Annotated in this window: 14 protein-coding genes; 6 read left to right on the forward strand and 8 right to left on the reverse strand. The window is 40.1% G+C overall.

The annotated features are described in order from the left end of the window. Positions 1–243: 243 nt before the first annotated feature. Entirely contained in the window at positions 244–2,346 is a 2,103-nt protein-coding gene (locus H6G73_RS05160) for a S8 family serine peptidase (RefSeq protein ID WP_190601923.1), read from the reverse strand. A gap of 177 nt (positions 2,347–2,523) precedes the next feature. On the opposite strand from H6G73_RS05160, the gene H6G73_RS05165 reads away from it, so the two are divergent. The 3 genes from H6G73_RS05165 (at position 2,524) to grxD (ending at position 4,042) form a co-directional block, all read left to right on the forward strand. Then, the gene (locus H6G73_RS05165; RefSeq protein WP_190601925.1) at positions 2,524–3,078 is read left to right on the forward strand and encodes a hypothetical protein; all 555 of its coding nucleotides are present in this window, start codon (positions 2,524–2,526) and stop codon (positions 3,076–3,078) included. Between the two features lie 294 nt (positions 3,079–3,372). After that, a complete protein-coding gene (locus H6G73_RS05170) occupies positions 3,373–3,624 on the forward strand; it encodes a BolA family protein (protein WP_190601926.1) in 252 nt (83 codons plus the stop codon). A gap of 94 nt (positions 3,625–3,718) precedes the next feature. After that, positions 3,719–4,042 carry a Grx4 family monothiol glutaredoxin gene (grxD, locus tag H6G73_RS05175; protein ID WP_190601929.1) on the forward strand — a complete coding sequence of 108 codons (324 nt, stop codon included), beginning with the start codon at positions 3,719–3,721 and terminating at the stop codon, positions 4,040–4,042. A 57-nt stretch (positions 4,043–4,099) separates the two neighbouring features. Here the strand turns inward: grxD and H6G73_RS05180 are convergent, their stop codons facing one another. The 3 genes from H6G73_RS05180 to H6G73_RS05190 all read right to left on the reverse strand — a co-directional run bounded on the left by H6G73_RS05180 (position 4,100) and on the right by H6G73_RS05190 (position 8,048). Beyond that, a complete protein-coding gene (locus H6G73_RS05180) occupies positions 4,100–5,599 on the reverse strand; it encodes an MFS transporter (protein ID WP_190601931.1) in 1,500 nt (499 codons plus the stop codon). 120 nt (positions 5,600–5,719) lie between these two features. Continuing rightward, positions 5,720–6,904 carry a LeuA family protein gene (locus H6G73_RS05185; protein ID WP_190601933.1) on the reverse strand — a complete coding sequence of 395 codons (1,185 nt, stop codon included), beginning with the start codon at positions 6,902–6,904 and terminating at the stop codon, positions 5,720–5,722. Between the two features lie 895 nt (positions 6,905–7,799). Further along, entirely contained in the window at positions 7,800–8,048 is a 249-nt protein-coding gene (locus H6G73_RS05190; protein WP_190601935.1) for a DUF6761 family protein, read from the reverse strand. 559 nt (positions 8,049–8,607) lie between these two features. On the opposite strand from H6G73_RS05190, the gene H6G73_RS05195 reads away from it, so the two are divergent. Then, entirely contained in the window at positions 8,608–9,378 is a 771-nt protein-coding gene (locus H6G73_RS05195; protein ID WP_190601937.1) for a response regulator transcription factor, read from the forward strand. Positions 9,379–9,429: 51 nt separating this feature from the next. Here H6G73_RS05195 and H6G73_RS05200 read toward each other — a convergent pair whose 3' ends face one another. Together H6G73_RS05200 and H6G73_RS05205 are read right to left on the reverse strand one after the other, a co-directional pair. After that, the gene (locus H6G73_RS05200) at positions 9,430–10,188 is read right to left on the reverse strand and encodes an ABC transporter ATP-binding protein (RefSeq protein WP_190601939.1); all 759 of its coding nucleotides are present in this window, start codon (positions 10,186–10,188) and stop codon (positions 9,430–9,432) included. Positions 10,189–10,194: 6 nt separating this feature from the next. Continuing rightward, positions 10,195–10,755 carry a hypothetical protein gene (locus tag H6G73_RS05205; protein WP_190601941.1) on the reverse strand — a complete coding sequence of 187 codons (561 nt, stop codon included), beginning with the start codon at positions 10,753–10,755 and terminating at the stop codon, positions 10,195–10,197. Positions 10,756–10,955: 200 nt separating this feature from the next. On the opposite strand from H6G73_RS05205, the gene H6G73_RS05210 reads away from it, so the two are divergent. Then, a complete protein-coding gene (locus H6G73_RS05210; RefSeq protein WP_190601943.1) occupies positions 10,956–12,041 on the forward strand; it encodes a PLP-dependent cysteine synthase family protein in 1,086 nt (361 codons plus the stop codon). Between the two features lies 1 nt (position 12,042). Then, complete coding sequence (locus tag H6G73_RS05215) at positions 12,043–13,347, forward strand: hypothetical protein (protein WP_190601945.1); 1,305 nt, start codon at positions 12,043–12,045, stop codon at positions 13,345–13,347. On the opposite strand, the gene rppB is transcribed toward H6G73_RS05215, so the two are convergent. Together rppB and rppA are read right to left on the reverse strand one after the other, a co-directional pair. Then, positions 13,307–14,626 (reverse strand): two-component system sensor histidine kinase RppB, encoded by a 1,320-nt coding sequence (rppB, locus tag H6G73_RS05220; RefSeq protein ID WP_190601947.1) that lies wholly within the window; start codon positions 14,624–14,626, stop codon positions 13,307–13,309. The two genes, H6G73_RS05215 and rppB, sit on opposite strands and share 41 nt — an antisense overlap. Then, positions 14,626–15,312 (reverse strand): two-component system response regulator RppA, encoded by a 687-nt coding sequence (gene rppA / locus H6G73_RS05225; protein ID WP_190601949.1) that lies wholly within the window; start codon positions 15,310–15,312, stop codon positions 14,626–14,628. The genes rppB and rppA overlap by 1 nt, the downstream gene beginning before the upstream one ends. Between the last annotated feature and the right edge of the window lie 25 nt (positions 15,313–15,337).

Raw genomic sequence — 15,337 nt, forward strand, 5'->3', positions numbered from 1 at the left:
CCTAATGTGTTTGTCAGCTAGTCAGTTTTAGACAGGCGTAATGTTTACGCTAAATCTTTAGAGTTTTTTCAACTTATAGGAAATTATATCTAGTATGGGGTGTTTATGTTGAAAAAGTTTACGGCCTCACTATATCGACAGTAATCTATGCTTTTGGCATACTGTTGTGATTTTAGCTACTCTCAAACAGAGTGAATTTGGTAGTTAGTGATGCCTTTGATGATTGTGTCTGATGGTGCTGGTTTAGTAATTAATCACTAATGACCAACGGTTGAGTTTACCAATATCTTGGGGCGAATAATCGATGATTTTTAATTGCCAACGACCTCTTGTAGATACAGATAATAATTGTTTGAGGACGGGGTGCGATCGCATGGTGTATGTTGTTTGTAATTTTGTCCGTCGCCCTAAGGTGCGATTTTGTAATAAAACTTGTTGATTATTGGGGGCAATTAAATAAATTTCTAAATCACCTAAAAAATCATGGGTGATATTGACACTGACTTGAATATCTGCAACGCTGACTGTTTCATTAATGGCGATCGCACTTTTGACTCCCTGGAGATTATAGTCGGGAATGGCTAGGGCATTGTCATTTTGGCCTTGTATTTGGTTGCTGATGCTGGCATTGGCGGTTTGTAAATTGCGTCCAGCTTGCACTGCCTTCGCGGCATTGACCTTTCCATAACCAAACCAGATACTATGACCATTTTGATTGTAAGTGCCGCCACGCATCCCTAGTTGGGGGTCTGGGTCATAGTCAACGATTTTGTCTGCTGTTTCTTCCAGGATGCGTTTTACTTGTTTGGCAGTCAAATTAGGATTGGCAGATAAGACTAGGGCCGCAACTCCGGCGACAATGGGTGTAGCACTGGAAGTCCCACCAAAGTTATTGGTAAAGTTGCCAGGATGATAACCAGCTGCCCCGATTTGATCAGTAGTTAACATACCTAATCCGTAGAGACGGGAAGCGATCGCTGGTTGACTTTGCACAAACCCAACTTCTTGAAACCACATAGCTGGTGAAGCATTATTACTGGGAGCACACACAGAAATATTTTCGCCCCAGTTACTATAAGCGGCTTTTTTATTCAAACTGGTGGAAGCAGCTACAGCAATCACATCAGGATGGACAGCAAAGCCATTTAACCAGGTTGTATTACCATTAACTATGTTTTTGGGCCAATTTTGCTCATTGACAACGCCGTTAACGGGACGGTTAGCGTTACCTGCGGCAAAGACAATTACACAACCTTTTCCATTTCTACCTTGGGTGGCAGCGCGGGTAATGGCTGCATTCTGGCGTAAAGATAAAGGAAATTTGACAGAAGATGCACTCCAGCTACAGGAAATTACACTGGCACCCTTAGCTATCGCCCAATCAAATATCAATTCAATGGATTTATCATCTAAAAAGCCTGTGGTGCGAATGGGCATCAACGCGCAACCAGGGGCAACTCCTACGATACCCTGACCATTTTCCTCCGCTACAGCTAATCCCGCACAAGCTGTACCGTGGCTACTTTCCTTTTCCTTGGGTAAAGGTAAAAAATCGTTTTCCTTTAAATCTCTGGGGGCTACTACTTTGCCATTACCTTGAAAATCTGGGTGATTGAGGTCAAAGGAATCATCAACCACTGCCACCACCACAGAACGGACACCACGAGTAATGTCCCAAGCACCTTCTACAGAAATATGGGAACTGACACCTAATTGATGACCACCGTTATTGTTGAGATACCACTGTTGGGTATAGAGGGAATCACTGGGTTTGTAGTGGGGTTCCTGTTGAATGAGGATATTCGGTTCTGCCGCTAAAACCTCTGGCAATCTTTGTAACTGATTGGTGATTTTGATGGGATTTTCTATTGCCTGTTTAGTTACCAAAAAGACAAAAGTATTTGTTAACCCCAAAACGGGTTGCTGTTGGGTTAAATTGTGCATAGAGGCGATGGCATTGATTTTATTGCCATCCACCCAAGTAGCAAATTGAATTGTAATTTCATCACCCAGATACACAAATGTGCTGGGATGATTCTGGAGTTGATAGGCATGACTGGCAAAAGCCACCCTCCCATCGGCCCGGGCCTGTTCCATCGCCATTTCCAATTGAGCCGGAGCCGTGGTAAATATTTCTAATTGGGCTTGGGGAACAGTTTGTCGCCACACACCCCAAGTAATCTGAGATAGCTGGGCAGAAGACAGCTGACGACTGGGGCGGATAGTAAACCGATTTGCGGTCTTTTCTAACATCAACTCTTCACCACCACGTTGCAAAACCAATCCTTGCTTACTGATGGAAACACCAGAGTTGGGAAAATCCGAGGAAGTGATGCGATCGCTCATAGGGAATGATGAGAAGATTATGCAGGGGCAATGGGAACTCTATTTAACAAACTTCCAGTCTAAATCAGAGAAACCAGATAAACTGATGATTTAAAACTTTGCTTTATCTGATGCACAAACAGAGTTAAGATACCCGAAGTTTCCACACATTTTGAGATCATTGCATTAATTAATCCCATGAACGTTGCTTCTCCCGTCATTCGCTACACTTGCTTGTCAATTATTACCTTGTTAGGACTCCTGTCTCCTGTCCATGCTCAAGGTCAGCCTGCTGATAACACTCTTCGCCCTTCTACTCCCAGCAACAGTATTTTAAGCATTGAAGGTGGTCAACGTCTCCTCAAAGAGTCTGACGATGCTGTAGCTGGACAAAAATATGATGTAGCTGCGAAAAAACTGCAAGAAGCACGTCAGTTGTTTAATCAGCTATCTAATTTTTATCAAGACCTTAACTCTAGCTTTTCCGGCATTGATAACAGAGTTTCCGATTCTCAACGCAAAAAAGCTTTAGAAACTGCCCAACTTCGTGATGAAGCCACCTATCGACTAGCTTTAGTACACCGGGCACTCAATCAACCTGAATTTGCAGTTCCTTTGTTAGTGCAAATTATCAAAAGCCAAAACCCCACTAGGGAATTAGGGAAAAAAGCATATCAACAATTGTTGGAATTAGGTTTTGTTGATGCACCCTACCCCCGACAAACTAGCAGTTCTTCTACTTCATCCCAATAATAATATCTAGTCTCATTCCCTTGTTACGAACAAATACCCCCCACCAATGGTACATATGCCTTACCGTTGGTGTTCCATTACACTTATACCTTATTCTCTTCCAGCCTAAAAGGAAGACAAGGAGAAATATCTTCTTTTTCCTCCCCCTCTCCCCATCTTCTCCTCTCTTTCTGTCACCTGTCACCTGTTAACTGTCACCTGCTATATTTATTGGCAATCTATGGTAACTCTAGCAAGAATCTGTACCTGCCACATCTTTGCTAATAATAGAGAAGTGAGTTTTTAGGAATTGCGATGATTAGTCCGGGGCAAGTTGAGGCAATGATCAAGGCAGAACTGCCAGATGCTCAGGTTCAAGTACAAGACTTGACTGGTGGTGGAGACCACTATCAGGTGACAGTAGTTTCATCGCAGTTTGCAGGCAAAGGACTGGTACAACAACACCAGTTAGTTTATGGTGCCTTGCGACAAGCTATGTCCACCGAAGCCATTCATGCCTTGGCTCTCAAAACATATACTCCCGAAGTGTGGGAAGCAACAAAGTGATTTTTCGATTGGAGATTGAATAGTCATCATCTCTCATTCACAGATCAAACTCTAAAAACTGTATTTACTATCAGCAACAAGGAAATAAACAGTCATGACACCAGAACTCCAAACCAAAATTGATAACTTGGTGAAAACCAATAAAATTTTAGTGTTCATGAAGGGCACTAAATTAATGCCTCAATGCGGTTTTTCTAATAATGTGGTACAGATTCTCAACTCTTTAGGCATTCCCTTTGAGACCGTCAACGTTTTGGATGATTATGAAATTCGCCAAGGCATTAAAGAATATTCTAATTGGCCAACAATTCCCCAAGTTTATATTAATGGTGAATTTATTGGCGGTTCTGATATTTTGATCGAGTTATATCAAAAAGGTGAGCTACAAGAAAAGGTAGAAGTTGCTTTAGCTTCCTAATCACCACAAGCGATAAAAGTTTTTCTGGTTCTATGGCCCTTGTCAATTAATTTACAACTAATTTTCAGGGGCTTTTCTTAATTTTAAAATGGGTAACTTAGTCTCCTGTAACCACCACAAACTCAGCGTCATCACTGTTGCCATTAATAACAAACCCGCAACGAAACGAAAGGTCATTTGTGAACCAAAAACTAATGCTTCTACAGGTGCATTGGTAACATCAATATTAACTGCAAGATGGGCGGTGGTAATGGTGACAAAGGAAAATAATGCACCTACCAAAGGTACACCTGCGGTCTGTCCTAATATCCGGGATAATGACAATAATCCTGAGGCAATTCCTAGTCTATCTTTAGGTGCAGCCCCCATAATGGCGCTGTTGTTGGGAGATTGAAACATACCTACTCCCAAACCATAGGGAATAATGGCAATGATATAGCTCACTAAGGTGAAATTAGTATCAAAGGTACTGAAGAAGAAACAACCAATGGCCATTAATACCAGTCCGATGAGGCTAATGATGCGGGGACCAAAGCGGTCTGAGAGAAGACCTGCTACAGGAGCCGTCATGACAATCAAAATCGGTGGTAAAGCTAATAATAAACCTGCTTGTTCTGTAGAATAGTGTTGAACTAAGTTGAGAAAAAAAGGAAGAATAAAAATTACTCCTGCCATGACAAAATTGCCTAAAAATCGCAATCCTAAACCCAAGCTAAATTCTAAAGATTTGAAGATTCGCAAATCTAGCATTGGTTCTGAAGAATGAGCTTCTACCACTAAGAAAGCAGCTAAGGAGATACCAGCTAAAATCAATAAAATCATGGCTGAGAAAGAATTGAATCCTTCCCTCTGAAATAAGGTAATACCCAAGGTAAAAGCAGTTAAGGTGATGGTGAGAATGATTGTTCCCAAGACATCAAAGCTGTTTTTGCTGCTGTTTACAGTGGTCGCAGGAACTAGATAAGCAATAATTAAGGTGCCGATAATCCCAATGGGGACATTAATTAGGAAGATTAATGGCCAACCTCCCAAACCAATTAATAGCCCACCAGCACTAGGGCCTAACATGATACCCAAGCCAAATACACCTGCTCTAATTCCTAGTCCTAGTCCTCGTTCTTCTGGGGGAAAGACTTCGACTATCATTGCTGTTCCTAGTCCAGAGAGGAAAGCCGCACCAATTCCCTGAAGTACACGACAAACGATTAAAAAGCCTATACTAGGTGCAAGTCCGCACAAGAGTGAACTAATGCTAAAAAGTATCATACCAATCATGTACAGATACTTTTTGCTGCACATATCACCTAATTTTGCCGCACTCATGACAAAAATAGCGATCGCTAGCAAATAGCTTAAAACCACCCACTGAATCGATGTAAAGTCGGTGTGGAGCGAGTCCACCATAATTGGTAGGGCAAGATTGACTATGTATACATCTAAAGCAAAAATGAATACACCTATACTAATTCCCAGGATTGCCCACCATTTACCTGAATTTTTGGGATTTTGTTGAATTTTTGGAGCTTGTTCTTCCTGGTTTTTTGATGTTAATACCATGTCATCTAGATGAACCAATTAAATTTTTGCGATTGCAGTCTTTATATCTTAAATGTTTCTGCCTCCTAGCTGCATATTCGCCTCTATTCTCATCAATTGCCTCTCGGTAATTTCCCATAATTAGCCAGACATCATATTAGTAATTAGGTGTTTAATTGTACAACGGTCTATAATTTCTGGTAATTCTGTTTCGATATCAATTGGTGTTCCTCGTTTAGCAATGACTTTAATTTCTTGGAGAATATTGGCTACTAACTCTTTATTTTCAGCCAGTTCTTCTCTGCCAATCTGCTTAATAGCTAGTTCCACTGCTGTATAACCTGATTGCATTCCTAATGCTAAGTTATTTTTGAGACCGAGAATTTCTGGATTTAAACTTTGGTAGAGTTTTTCATCTTTAGCAATAGCTTTGACATGGACTCCGGCATAATGGGTAAACGCATTCTTCCCAACTACTGGATGGTGAGGGGGAATAGGAATATGGGCATGATCACTAACGAAATCATATAAATCTTTTAAGTAATTCAATTGCCAGTGGGTTTGTTCTCCTACCATATCAATTAAATTAATGAGCAGTTCTGCTAGGTCAACAATACCTGCTCTTTCACCTAAACCCATGACTGTGACATCAATAATATCAGCACCTGCTCTGTAGGCATCCAGGGCATTAGCTAAGGCTAAACCTCTGTCATTGTGACAATGCACCTCTATTTGGGGATGTAAATCCAGTTGTGCTAGTTCTTGTTTGAGGACTTTGACAATATTATAAATGCTGCGTTGGGGATGGAAAGGACTGGTATAACCTGTTGTGTCAGCAATACTGATGATGTTGGCCCCTGCTTGAATAGCTGCACTTGCAGCTTTCACCACATTCTCAATAGGCGATCGCACCGTGTCTTCTGGTGTATAACGAATTAATAAATCTTTTCTTTGCTCTCTAGCATGACTAATCACATGAGCTATTTTGTCAGTAGCTGCTTCTAAACTGATATCATAATCTTTCTGCAATCTAGCAGTAGAAACACTAAAAAATACGCCTAAAAAATCAACTCCACAATCAATAGCTTTTTGGACATTATCAATGCGGCATAATGAATGAGCACCTATTTTGGCTTTGAATCCAGCTTTGGCAATGCGAGTAATTGATTTATGAATTTCTACATCTACTGCTGGATTTCCCACTTCGATAATATCCACACCGATGCCATCTAAAAATTCGGCGATAGTCAACTTGGCTTCTGGAGAGAAATACACTCCGGGAGTTTGTTCTCCTTCTCTCAACGTGGAGTCAAGAATTTTAATCATACTCTATAATTAATGAATAAATTTATGGGAAGAAATACTCATATCAATCATGGTTAGCTGGGCGATGGATAGCCACCATGTTGATGGAGAAATTGCAATTCTGGTCTGACAAAAACTTGATATATTAGCTTTCTTGCAACAGCCAGCTATGACTATCAAATTTCAAATAGGGATTAGATGTTTCCAGTTACAATATTTAATTAAGACGCGAAAATAGATCAATCCCGTCTCCTCCTAAGTGAATTATTAACTAATCTATTTACTGAACTTAATATTAAGAAACAATTAATAGCTCAATTACCTATTGGAATATGTATGTATAGAAAAAACGAATAATTGAAACCGATAAAATAATTAAAACAACTTGTATAGAATCTTCATGAAATCACATTAGTCTAGATTATACCAAGATTTTTCAGTAAAACTGGATACCAATTAAAATGAAAATCTTTTATTTATTTAATGTTTCATGACATAACACATAAATTACATTAATAAAAATATAACTGCAAACAGAAAATTAACAGTAGTTTACCAAATTTTGCACAAAATTCTGAGCAACGACCCAAACCATTGTTCAAAATTGCTGCAATTAAAACATATTTAGGGACTGGAAAGATATTTCATCTTGACTATTTTTCCTTAGGCAATAGGATGGAAAAACAGCGTTAGGGTGCTCATCAATATCCTGAAAGTTTTTAGCCAAACCATCACCCCGCAATTGTTGATTTACCCACTAATCAAAAGTCCCTCAGTGTCAAACAACTGAGGGGACAAAATCGATATGCACTATTCCCAAAATTTTATGCCGCTATACCCCGTTGACCAATACAGAAAATATGCTATAATGACCTGCGGTATTAACGGTTGTCACCTTTCATCCCTGTGAGGGTATCTAGTAGTAGTCTGGTTGTGGTTCAGGTTGTACCATTGCAAAATTAGAAGCATCGTACAAGTAACGGCTAGCTTCTTCCTCTAGACGATGGATCAGATAAGGTTCAATGGCATTACTATGTCGCAGTGCGGCTAGATATCCATCCAAATACATCCGCATATCATCCATACGATAACCGCGATTCCATAGCTCGACGAAGGCGTCGGTGAGTCTTTGGTAATAGCGAATGGTTTGTGTGTCTTGAAGCATAACTGCTGTATTAGTCTCTTTGGAATGAGAATTGTAAATTATTCACTTTAAAAAGTGAAGTATAACTTCCCTTTTTAAGTATGAACGCCTAAGTCAAGATTGTTACTTTGGGCTAGACCCCCCATAGTCTAGAAACTTAATTAGATCCTATTGCATAAAACTGGAAATATTATAGTTTCCGTATGCTATTTTTATAATTCCTTCAGTTTCCTACTCAGTTGAATTGTTTACGGCTACGGAGTACAAGCTGTTCAAAATCCGATCAGCTAAGGAATCGGGCGTACAATAGTTGTCAGTTACAGCTTGCTCAATTTGTCTCATTTAACAGCTTAACAACAGTCTAGAAGCAAATAGCATGATCAATCTGCTCCTGGATAAAGTCTAACAAAAATTTAAGGAAATTTTTATTTACGCTGTAGGTAAAGGATAAATTAAATTTTCTGCAAGTTTTTGTAGGAATGAATGTAAAGTTATTGCCCTCTCAAGTAACAAAAGCTACAAAACATAGAGCATGAGCTTGTTAATTTGAAATTCATCGACGCTAAGGGGTCTTACCACTGTGGGTTCGGTTTGTATTGAAATCGTTGAGGGGAATCCCCATCTGAGGTCGTTGCTGGGTTGGCACTTGCAACAACTGGAATACCGAGTGCATCAAGCCGCCAGTATTTATCAAGCAAGGGAAGTATTTCTAAGCCATCAACCAACTCTAGTCATTCTGGATGCTGACTTGCCAGATGGCGATGGCATTGAATTTTGCCGTTGGTTGCACCGCCAGCAGCAACCTTTGATTTTAATGCTATCTGCTCGTAGTAATGAAGCTGATGTTGTTGCCGGCTTAAAAGCGGGAGCAGATGATTACTTAAGCAAACCTTTTGGAATGCAAGAGTTTTTAGCTAGAGTAGAGGCACTAATTCGCCGTAAGCGGACACCGACTGCCCCTGCTTATTTAGATTATGGCACCTTGCAAATTGATTTGGTACAGCGCCGTGTGAGGTTTCAAGGGGAATTTATTGATTTGACACCCCAGGAATTTAGTTTGCTGTACGTTTTAGCGCAAGCTGGTGGAGTACCTTTGAGTAGGTCAGAGTTGTTGCGTCGTGCTTGGCCGGACGCAATTGATAATCCCCGTACCATTGATACTCATGTATTATCGCTGCGGAAAAAGGTGGAACTAGATCCGCGTCAACCCAGCTTAATCCAGACGATTCGCAATGTGGGATACCGATTTAACATGGAAATTTTGAATTCTAATATTCCTCCATCACCAACCAAGCTAGTGAAGGAGAGATTTACTAATCAGCGCTCTACTTTAACAACCCAAACCAGTTAACGGGACACAGGTGGGAGGGGAGAGACTTTCCAGGGTTCCCCTACACCTGCTTTAGATCCATTCGGCTGTTGCTTGTGCTTCTACCTGGCTAAGATGGGTTTTTAGCTGTTGCCAATTAATTTCTGTAGCTGGTTGATTTGTGAATATTTGACCTTGATGAAGGTGTAATAATCGGGTAGAAAATTCTGCGGCTAACTCTAGTTGGTGATTGACCATCACAATGGTGATGGAGTGGGTGTGAGGTAGTTGGGTGAGGATGTGGATGAGGTGAGCAGCAGTACCGATATCTAAGGCTGATGTGGGTTCATCTAGTAGTAAAATCTGAGGTTGGATGACTAAGGCACGAGCGATCGCTACAAGTTGTCTTTCCCCAGAAGATAAATGTACCTCTGTCTTGTTTAACCAAGCTTCGGGAATATGTAATTGTTCTCGCCAATAATTAACTCTTTCTTGGATAATTTGCTTAGATATACCCCGCAATACCAAAGGATAAGCTAAGGCTTCCCCCACCATCATCCCCAATAATTTTGGTTCCTGCATCACCATTGTCACCGCTTGACGTAACTCCAGAATGGGGATGCGGCTATATTCCTGATTATCTAGATAAATTTTGCCACTGGTGGGTTCAGTTAAGCGATTAATTAGACGTAAGAGGGAAGTTTTACCTGCACCAGAGGCACCAACAATATTCAGTCGGTCTCCTGGGGAGACTTGCAAGGAAATATCCTGCAAAATCGGATATCCTGGCAGATTACCCTGGTTTTGAGATTTCAGGCGTGTGTATAGATTAACTTGCTCTAGCCTGAGCATAGCTGTTTACCAATTACCATTAACAGCTACATTAATAGTCCAAGCATCTACTAATAGCAACAGCAGAGTAAAACCAAAGAGAATCATATACATCCAAGGTTGTGCTAAAGGACGAACATCTGTAGTGTTAATCCCTGTTTTGGCTTGAACAATATTTACTAATCGCGCAAACCCAGCTACACGCATCGGTAATAAATAAGCTTTTCCTTCTCGACTCAAGAAATAATAAACCATGCCACCTTGTCCTGTAGTCCGGGGTTTTAACTCTTTTACCTCAGACCAAGACAAAGACCAACCTTTACGAAAGAATTTCGGCACCCAATTAGGGTATGTGACTTGAATTGTTTGTTCATCAACTATGACTCTTTCTGTCAACACTGCATACAAAGCCACAAAACCAATACTAATTCCTACCCATAACAAATTGGGGGGAGTAGGTGCAGCAGTAAATGAGGCTAGAAAAGGTAAAGGAATTGTCAGTGCTAAGTATAAACTCAACAAGGTGATGCGAATTAAGGGTGATAGACGAAAAGTCGTAGTTGAAGTTTCAGCTAAGTTTACGGTCACGGCTCGATTTTCATACTAGTTATTTTTTAATTCTAAACACAAAAGTATTGATCACCCAATGACGGTAGGTGGAAATTGGATAATGACACCAATGCTATTGCTTTAATCAGCAATTAAGTCATGGGGACTGGGGAGTTATTTCATCTTGATTTCATTTAGGGTAGGCATGTTGGTAAATGAATAGTATTGAGCTAATAAAAATGCTTATTTACTCTCCAGAACCAACCCTCAGCAATGGCTTACCAACATCATCCCTATTGACAAATGTGACAGAAGCATTAGGTCAAGTTCCCATTGTCCAGTTAAATAAAATCCATCCAATTTGTCAGCATCACCATTTATATTTAAAATTAGAATCTTGTAATCCTGGTGGCAGTATTAAAGAAAAAAATGCCGCTTATCTGGTGGCAGAAGCTGAAAAACAAGGTTTATTAAGCCCTGGAGGCACAATTGTTGAATCTAGTTCTGGTAACTTTGGAATCGGGTTAGCAATTGTTGGTGCAACTAAAGGTTACAGGGTAATGATTGTGATTGATGCCAAAACCCCTGTAACTATGCGAAGAATGCTCACTGCTTATGGTGCAGAACTTGTGGAAGTGCCATTAACTGCTGCTGATGCCCAAGGTTCGATGCAGGTGGCCAGAATGGCAAAGGCCCAGGAGTTAGCAACGAGTATTCCTGGGGCTTGGTATCCTTGTCAACACAAAAATCCTAGTAATACGGTTGCCCATGAACTGTGGACAGCGCGAGAAATTGAAGCTGCTTTTCATGGTGCACCGGATGCGATCGCAATTGGAGTCAGCACTGCGGGACAATTGGGTGGTATTAGTCGCTATTTTAAACAACATTATCCCCAAACCAGAATTATTGGTGTAGATGTGGCTGGTTCGGCAATTTTTGGTACACCCAGACACCCCTATAAGATGACTGGACTGGGTTTATCCTTTGTTCCCCCCAATTTTGACCCCCAAGTGTTAGATGCTGCTTATAGCGTGGATGATAGGTTGGCGTTTTCAGTTTGTCATGCTTTAGCTAAACAGGAAGGAATGTTGTTAGGCGCTTCCACTGGTGCAATTGTGGCTGCTGCTTTAGCGGATGCCCAAAGGTTTACTCAACCTCAAACCATGCTCTTGCTTAATCCTGACCGGGGCGATCGCTATTTAGAAACAGTTTACAATGCCGATTGGTTAACAGCCCAAAATATCCATATTCTCAACAATGCCAATCTCATTACAGCTATTTGTGATCTATCACCTGTACCGTTAAATATCGTAAGCAAGAAGTAAAGTGAAATTACAAGCACCCCAATCTCCAAAAGTGAATTTAGGGACTTTATGGCGGGAGTTTTTGCCTTTATCCCTGAGTGATGTGACTATGGCTTGTGGTGACCCGATGATGACCACTACATTAGCTCATCTTCCTGATGCTCAAATTAATTTAGCAGCGGTGGGTACGGCCAAATCCTTAGCGATATTTTTTGAGAGTCCGATTATTATGATTCTCCATGCGGCTAATGCGTTAGCTGCTACTCAAGATTCACGTAAAGCATTGTGGCAGTTTACATTGTTGGTAGGTGGAGGACTGACTTTTTTATTAAGTTTGTTGGGACTACCAATGATTTTTAATGTGGTGGGTGTCACACTGTTAGGCATTCCATCAGCTATGTTAGCTACAGTTAGTCAAGTATTATTACTCATGGGTGGTTGGCCTTTCGCGATCGCCTGGCGACGTTATTTTCAAGGACTATTAATCTATCATGGTCAGTCCCACGCTATCGCCAAAGCTAGTATTTGTCGGTTATTCACATTAGCTGTAGTGCTTACAATCGGCTTTTTCTGCAAAATTTCTGGAGGTGTACTAGCAGGAATTGCCCTCATCACTGGAGTGATAGTGGAAGCTATTGTGGTGACAATTTTTGCCAGATGGTCTGGTGCAACCTTACCACCAGAAACAGCCTCAAAACCTAATTTACCCCGCAATTTACCCCAGGTATGGAAATTCTATTTACCCCTAGCTAATTCCATGATGGTGGTATGGGGAGGTAGAGCTATATTAATTAGTATCCTCGCGCGTGCTGAAGATGGGACAATTGCCATTGCAGCTTGGTCTGCGGCTTGGGGACTAGTGTTGGTAATTGCCAATTCTACCCGGATGGTACAACAAATGGTGATTAAATATCGTCATCAAGTTAGCGATCGCCAACTGTTAACCTTTGCTGCCAGTGTAGGTGCAGTTTGTTCGAGCTTACTGTTATTGATGAGTGTAACACCAGCGGGCGATCGCATCATTGAAAGTTTTATCGGTAATGATTTGACCCTAGCTCAAAGTATTAAACCTGTGCTGACAATTTGTATAATTGTGCCATTATTTGTAGCATTACAAAATGCGACACAGGGTTTTTTAGTGAGCGAAAGTCGTACCAGTCACGTTAACTTCTCTACATTGTTAGGAACAGGAATTTTATTAATAGTTGCTACTTTTGCTATTAATCAAGGTCTGAATGGAGCAATAGCAGCTGCTATAGCAATGATTACATCTATGTTAGTAGAAGTTATTTATTTAATGTGGCAACGAGTGGCAACGTCACAGTAAATGTACTACCTTGATCAATTTGACTTTGGACTTCTAATTTACCCTTGTGAGTTTGGGTAATGGCTAAAGCAATAGCTAAACCTAAACCCGAACCACCTGTATTGCGAGAACGATCTGCATTGACTCGATAAAAACGCTCAAAAATGTGGGGAATATCAGCAACAGGAATACCCATACCCGTATCTTTGATGGTAATAATTCCTTGTTTATCCTTGGTTGTGAGATTAATTTGCACTTGCCCACCAGCGGCTGTATATTTAATAGCGTTACTCACTAAATTTAATAACATTCTATAAATTTGACTTTCATTACCTTGAATATAACAATAATTTTCTTCGGCAACGTTAATAGATAATGTCACGGCTTTTTCCATTGCCATTGGCATTAATTCTTCTTCTACATCTGTCACCAAATCATTTAAACAAATTTGTTGCCATTTAGCTGCTTGTGTCCCACTTTCTAGCTTAGACAATAATAATAAATCTTGTATCAATGTCACTAATCTTGTTACTTGCCTCTGAAGTGATTGTTGAGTCGCTTGCGGAATAGAATTTGTTTCGACAATTGTTTGTAAAGATGCAATTGGCGTTCTTAACTCATGGGCTGCATCAGCCGTAAATTGTTGTAATTGTTGATATGACTTTTCAATTGGCTGCATAGCTAAACCTGCTAACCACCAACCAGTACCACCAATCATGATCATCGAAAAGGGAATACCCAATCCTAACAATAAATGTAAACTATTCATATAATCATTTAATTTTTGAATTGAGCGTCCTACTTCTAAATAACCCCACAATTGCCCATTTTTGATTTTTATAGGTATTAAATGTAAATGGTAAAGCTCACCTTGGCGATTTCTGATATCATAAGAATGATTTAGGTAAACATTAGAGGGAAATTCATCAGGATTATTGCCAATCGCTGCAATTACTTCCCCCGATGGTTTTAAAAACCGGAGATAATATCCTTGGGTTAATAAATCAGATAACTCTGACTCTGATTTGATGGGTAAACAAACTTGTTTCTGGAAACAAAGTCCAGGTAGAGATTTTTGAGTATTAATAGATAATTCTCCAGGAGTTTTTAAATCTTGCTGGAGTTTGACCTCAAATACCTTGCCAAAAATTTGCAATTCTCGATCAACTGTGCGAGTAAAAGCTTTTACCATCACAATGTGAGCAATATAACCACACAGAAGTAAAGTTGAACCCATCACTCCAGCATAGGCAAGGGCTAATTTTAATCTAGAATGATGAAATAGTGAATTATTGGTCATTATCCACAAAAACGATAACCAAAACCCCTGATAGTTTCAATTGCATTGGGAAAACCACATTCTAACAATTTGCGTCTGAGTAATCTTATTTGTGCAGCCACAACATTACTCACATTATCACTTTCAAAATCCCATAGTCTGGCACGAATTTGGTCATGGGTGAGAATTTGTTGCGGATGCTGCATGAAATATTCTAGTAATTGAAATTCTTTAGCTGTGAGGACAATTGGTGCATAGTTTTTCCCAGCTACATTAATCACTGAAAAACTACCATAATCTAACATTAAAGAACCTATTTTTAATTGAGGTGGTTGAAAATTAGGTGATCTCCTTTGTAAAGCTCTTACTCTTGCTAATAACTCCTCCATCCCAAAGGGTTTAACAAGATAATCATCTGCACCAGCATCTAAACCAGTTACACGGTCATTCATGCTATCTCTTGCTGTCAATAGCATGACTGGTAATTGATTTTTTTGAGACCTTAATCTTTTACATAATTCTAATCCTGATAACTTTGGTAACATCCAATCTAAAATCGCCACTTCATACCTCAACGGTACGGCGTTTAAATATTCCCAAGCAGTTTCTCCATCTTCTACCCAATCTGCTATATAATCCCGCTGCATTAGAGCATGGTAAATAGTATTTCCTAAATCATGTTCATCTTCGACTAATAGCAAACGCATAATTCAAACAATTATCCATATTTAT

The organism is Richelia sinica FACHB-800 (assembly GCF_014698825.1).
In the GTDB taxonomy this organism is placed as follows: domain Bacteria; phylum Cyanobacteriota; class Cyanobacteriia; order Cyanobacteriales; family Nostocaceae; genus FACHB-800.

Excerpts from the sequence above, each read along its gene's own strand:
- rppA (WP_190601949.1), bottom strand. The coding sequence starts at position 15,312 with ATGCGTTTGCTATTAGTCGAAGATGAACATGATTTAGGAAATACTATT.
- rppB (WP_190601947.1), bottom strand. The coding sequence starts at position 14,626 with ATGACCAATAATTCACTATTTCATCATTCTAGATTAAAATTAGCCCTT.
- grxD (WP_190601929.1), top strand. The coding sequence starts at position 3,719 with ATGACACCAGAACTCCAAACCAAAATTGATAACTTGGTGAAAACCAAT.
- H6G73_RS05190 (WP_190601935.1), bottom strand. The coding sequence starts at position 8,048 with ATGCTTCAAGACACACAAACCATTCGCTATTACCAAAGACTCACCGAC.
- H6G73_RS05210 (WP_190601943.1), top strand. The coding sequence starts at position 10,956 with ATGCTTATTTACTCTCCAGAACCAACCCTCAGCAATGGCTTACCAACA.
- H6G73_RS05170 (WP_190601926.1), top strand. The coding sequence starts at position 3,373 with ATGATTAGTCCGGGGCAAGTTGAGGCAATGATCAAGGCAGAACTGCCA.
- H6G73_RS05185 (WP_190601933.1), bottom strand. The coding sequence starts at position 6,904 with ATGATTAAAATTCTTGACTCCACGTTGAGAGAAGGAGAACAAACTCCC.
- H6G73_RS05165 (WP_190601925.1), top strand. The coding sequence starts at position 2,524 with ATGAACGTTGCTTCTCCCGTCATTCGCTACACTTGCTTGTCAATTATT.
- H6G73_RS05200 (WP_190601939.1), bottom strand. The coding sequence starts at position 10,188 with ATGCTCAGGCTAGAGCAAGTTAATCTATACACACGCCTGAAATCTCAA.
- H6G73_RS05180 (WP_190601931.1), bottom strand. The coding sequence starts at position 5,599 with ATGGTATTAACATCAAAAAACCAGGAAGAACAAGCTCCAAAAATTCAA.
- H6G73_RS05160 (WP_190601923.1), bottom strand. The coding sequence starts at position 2,346 with ATGAGCGATCGCATCACTTCCTCGGATTTTCCCAACTCTGGTGTTTCC.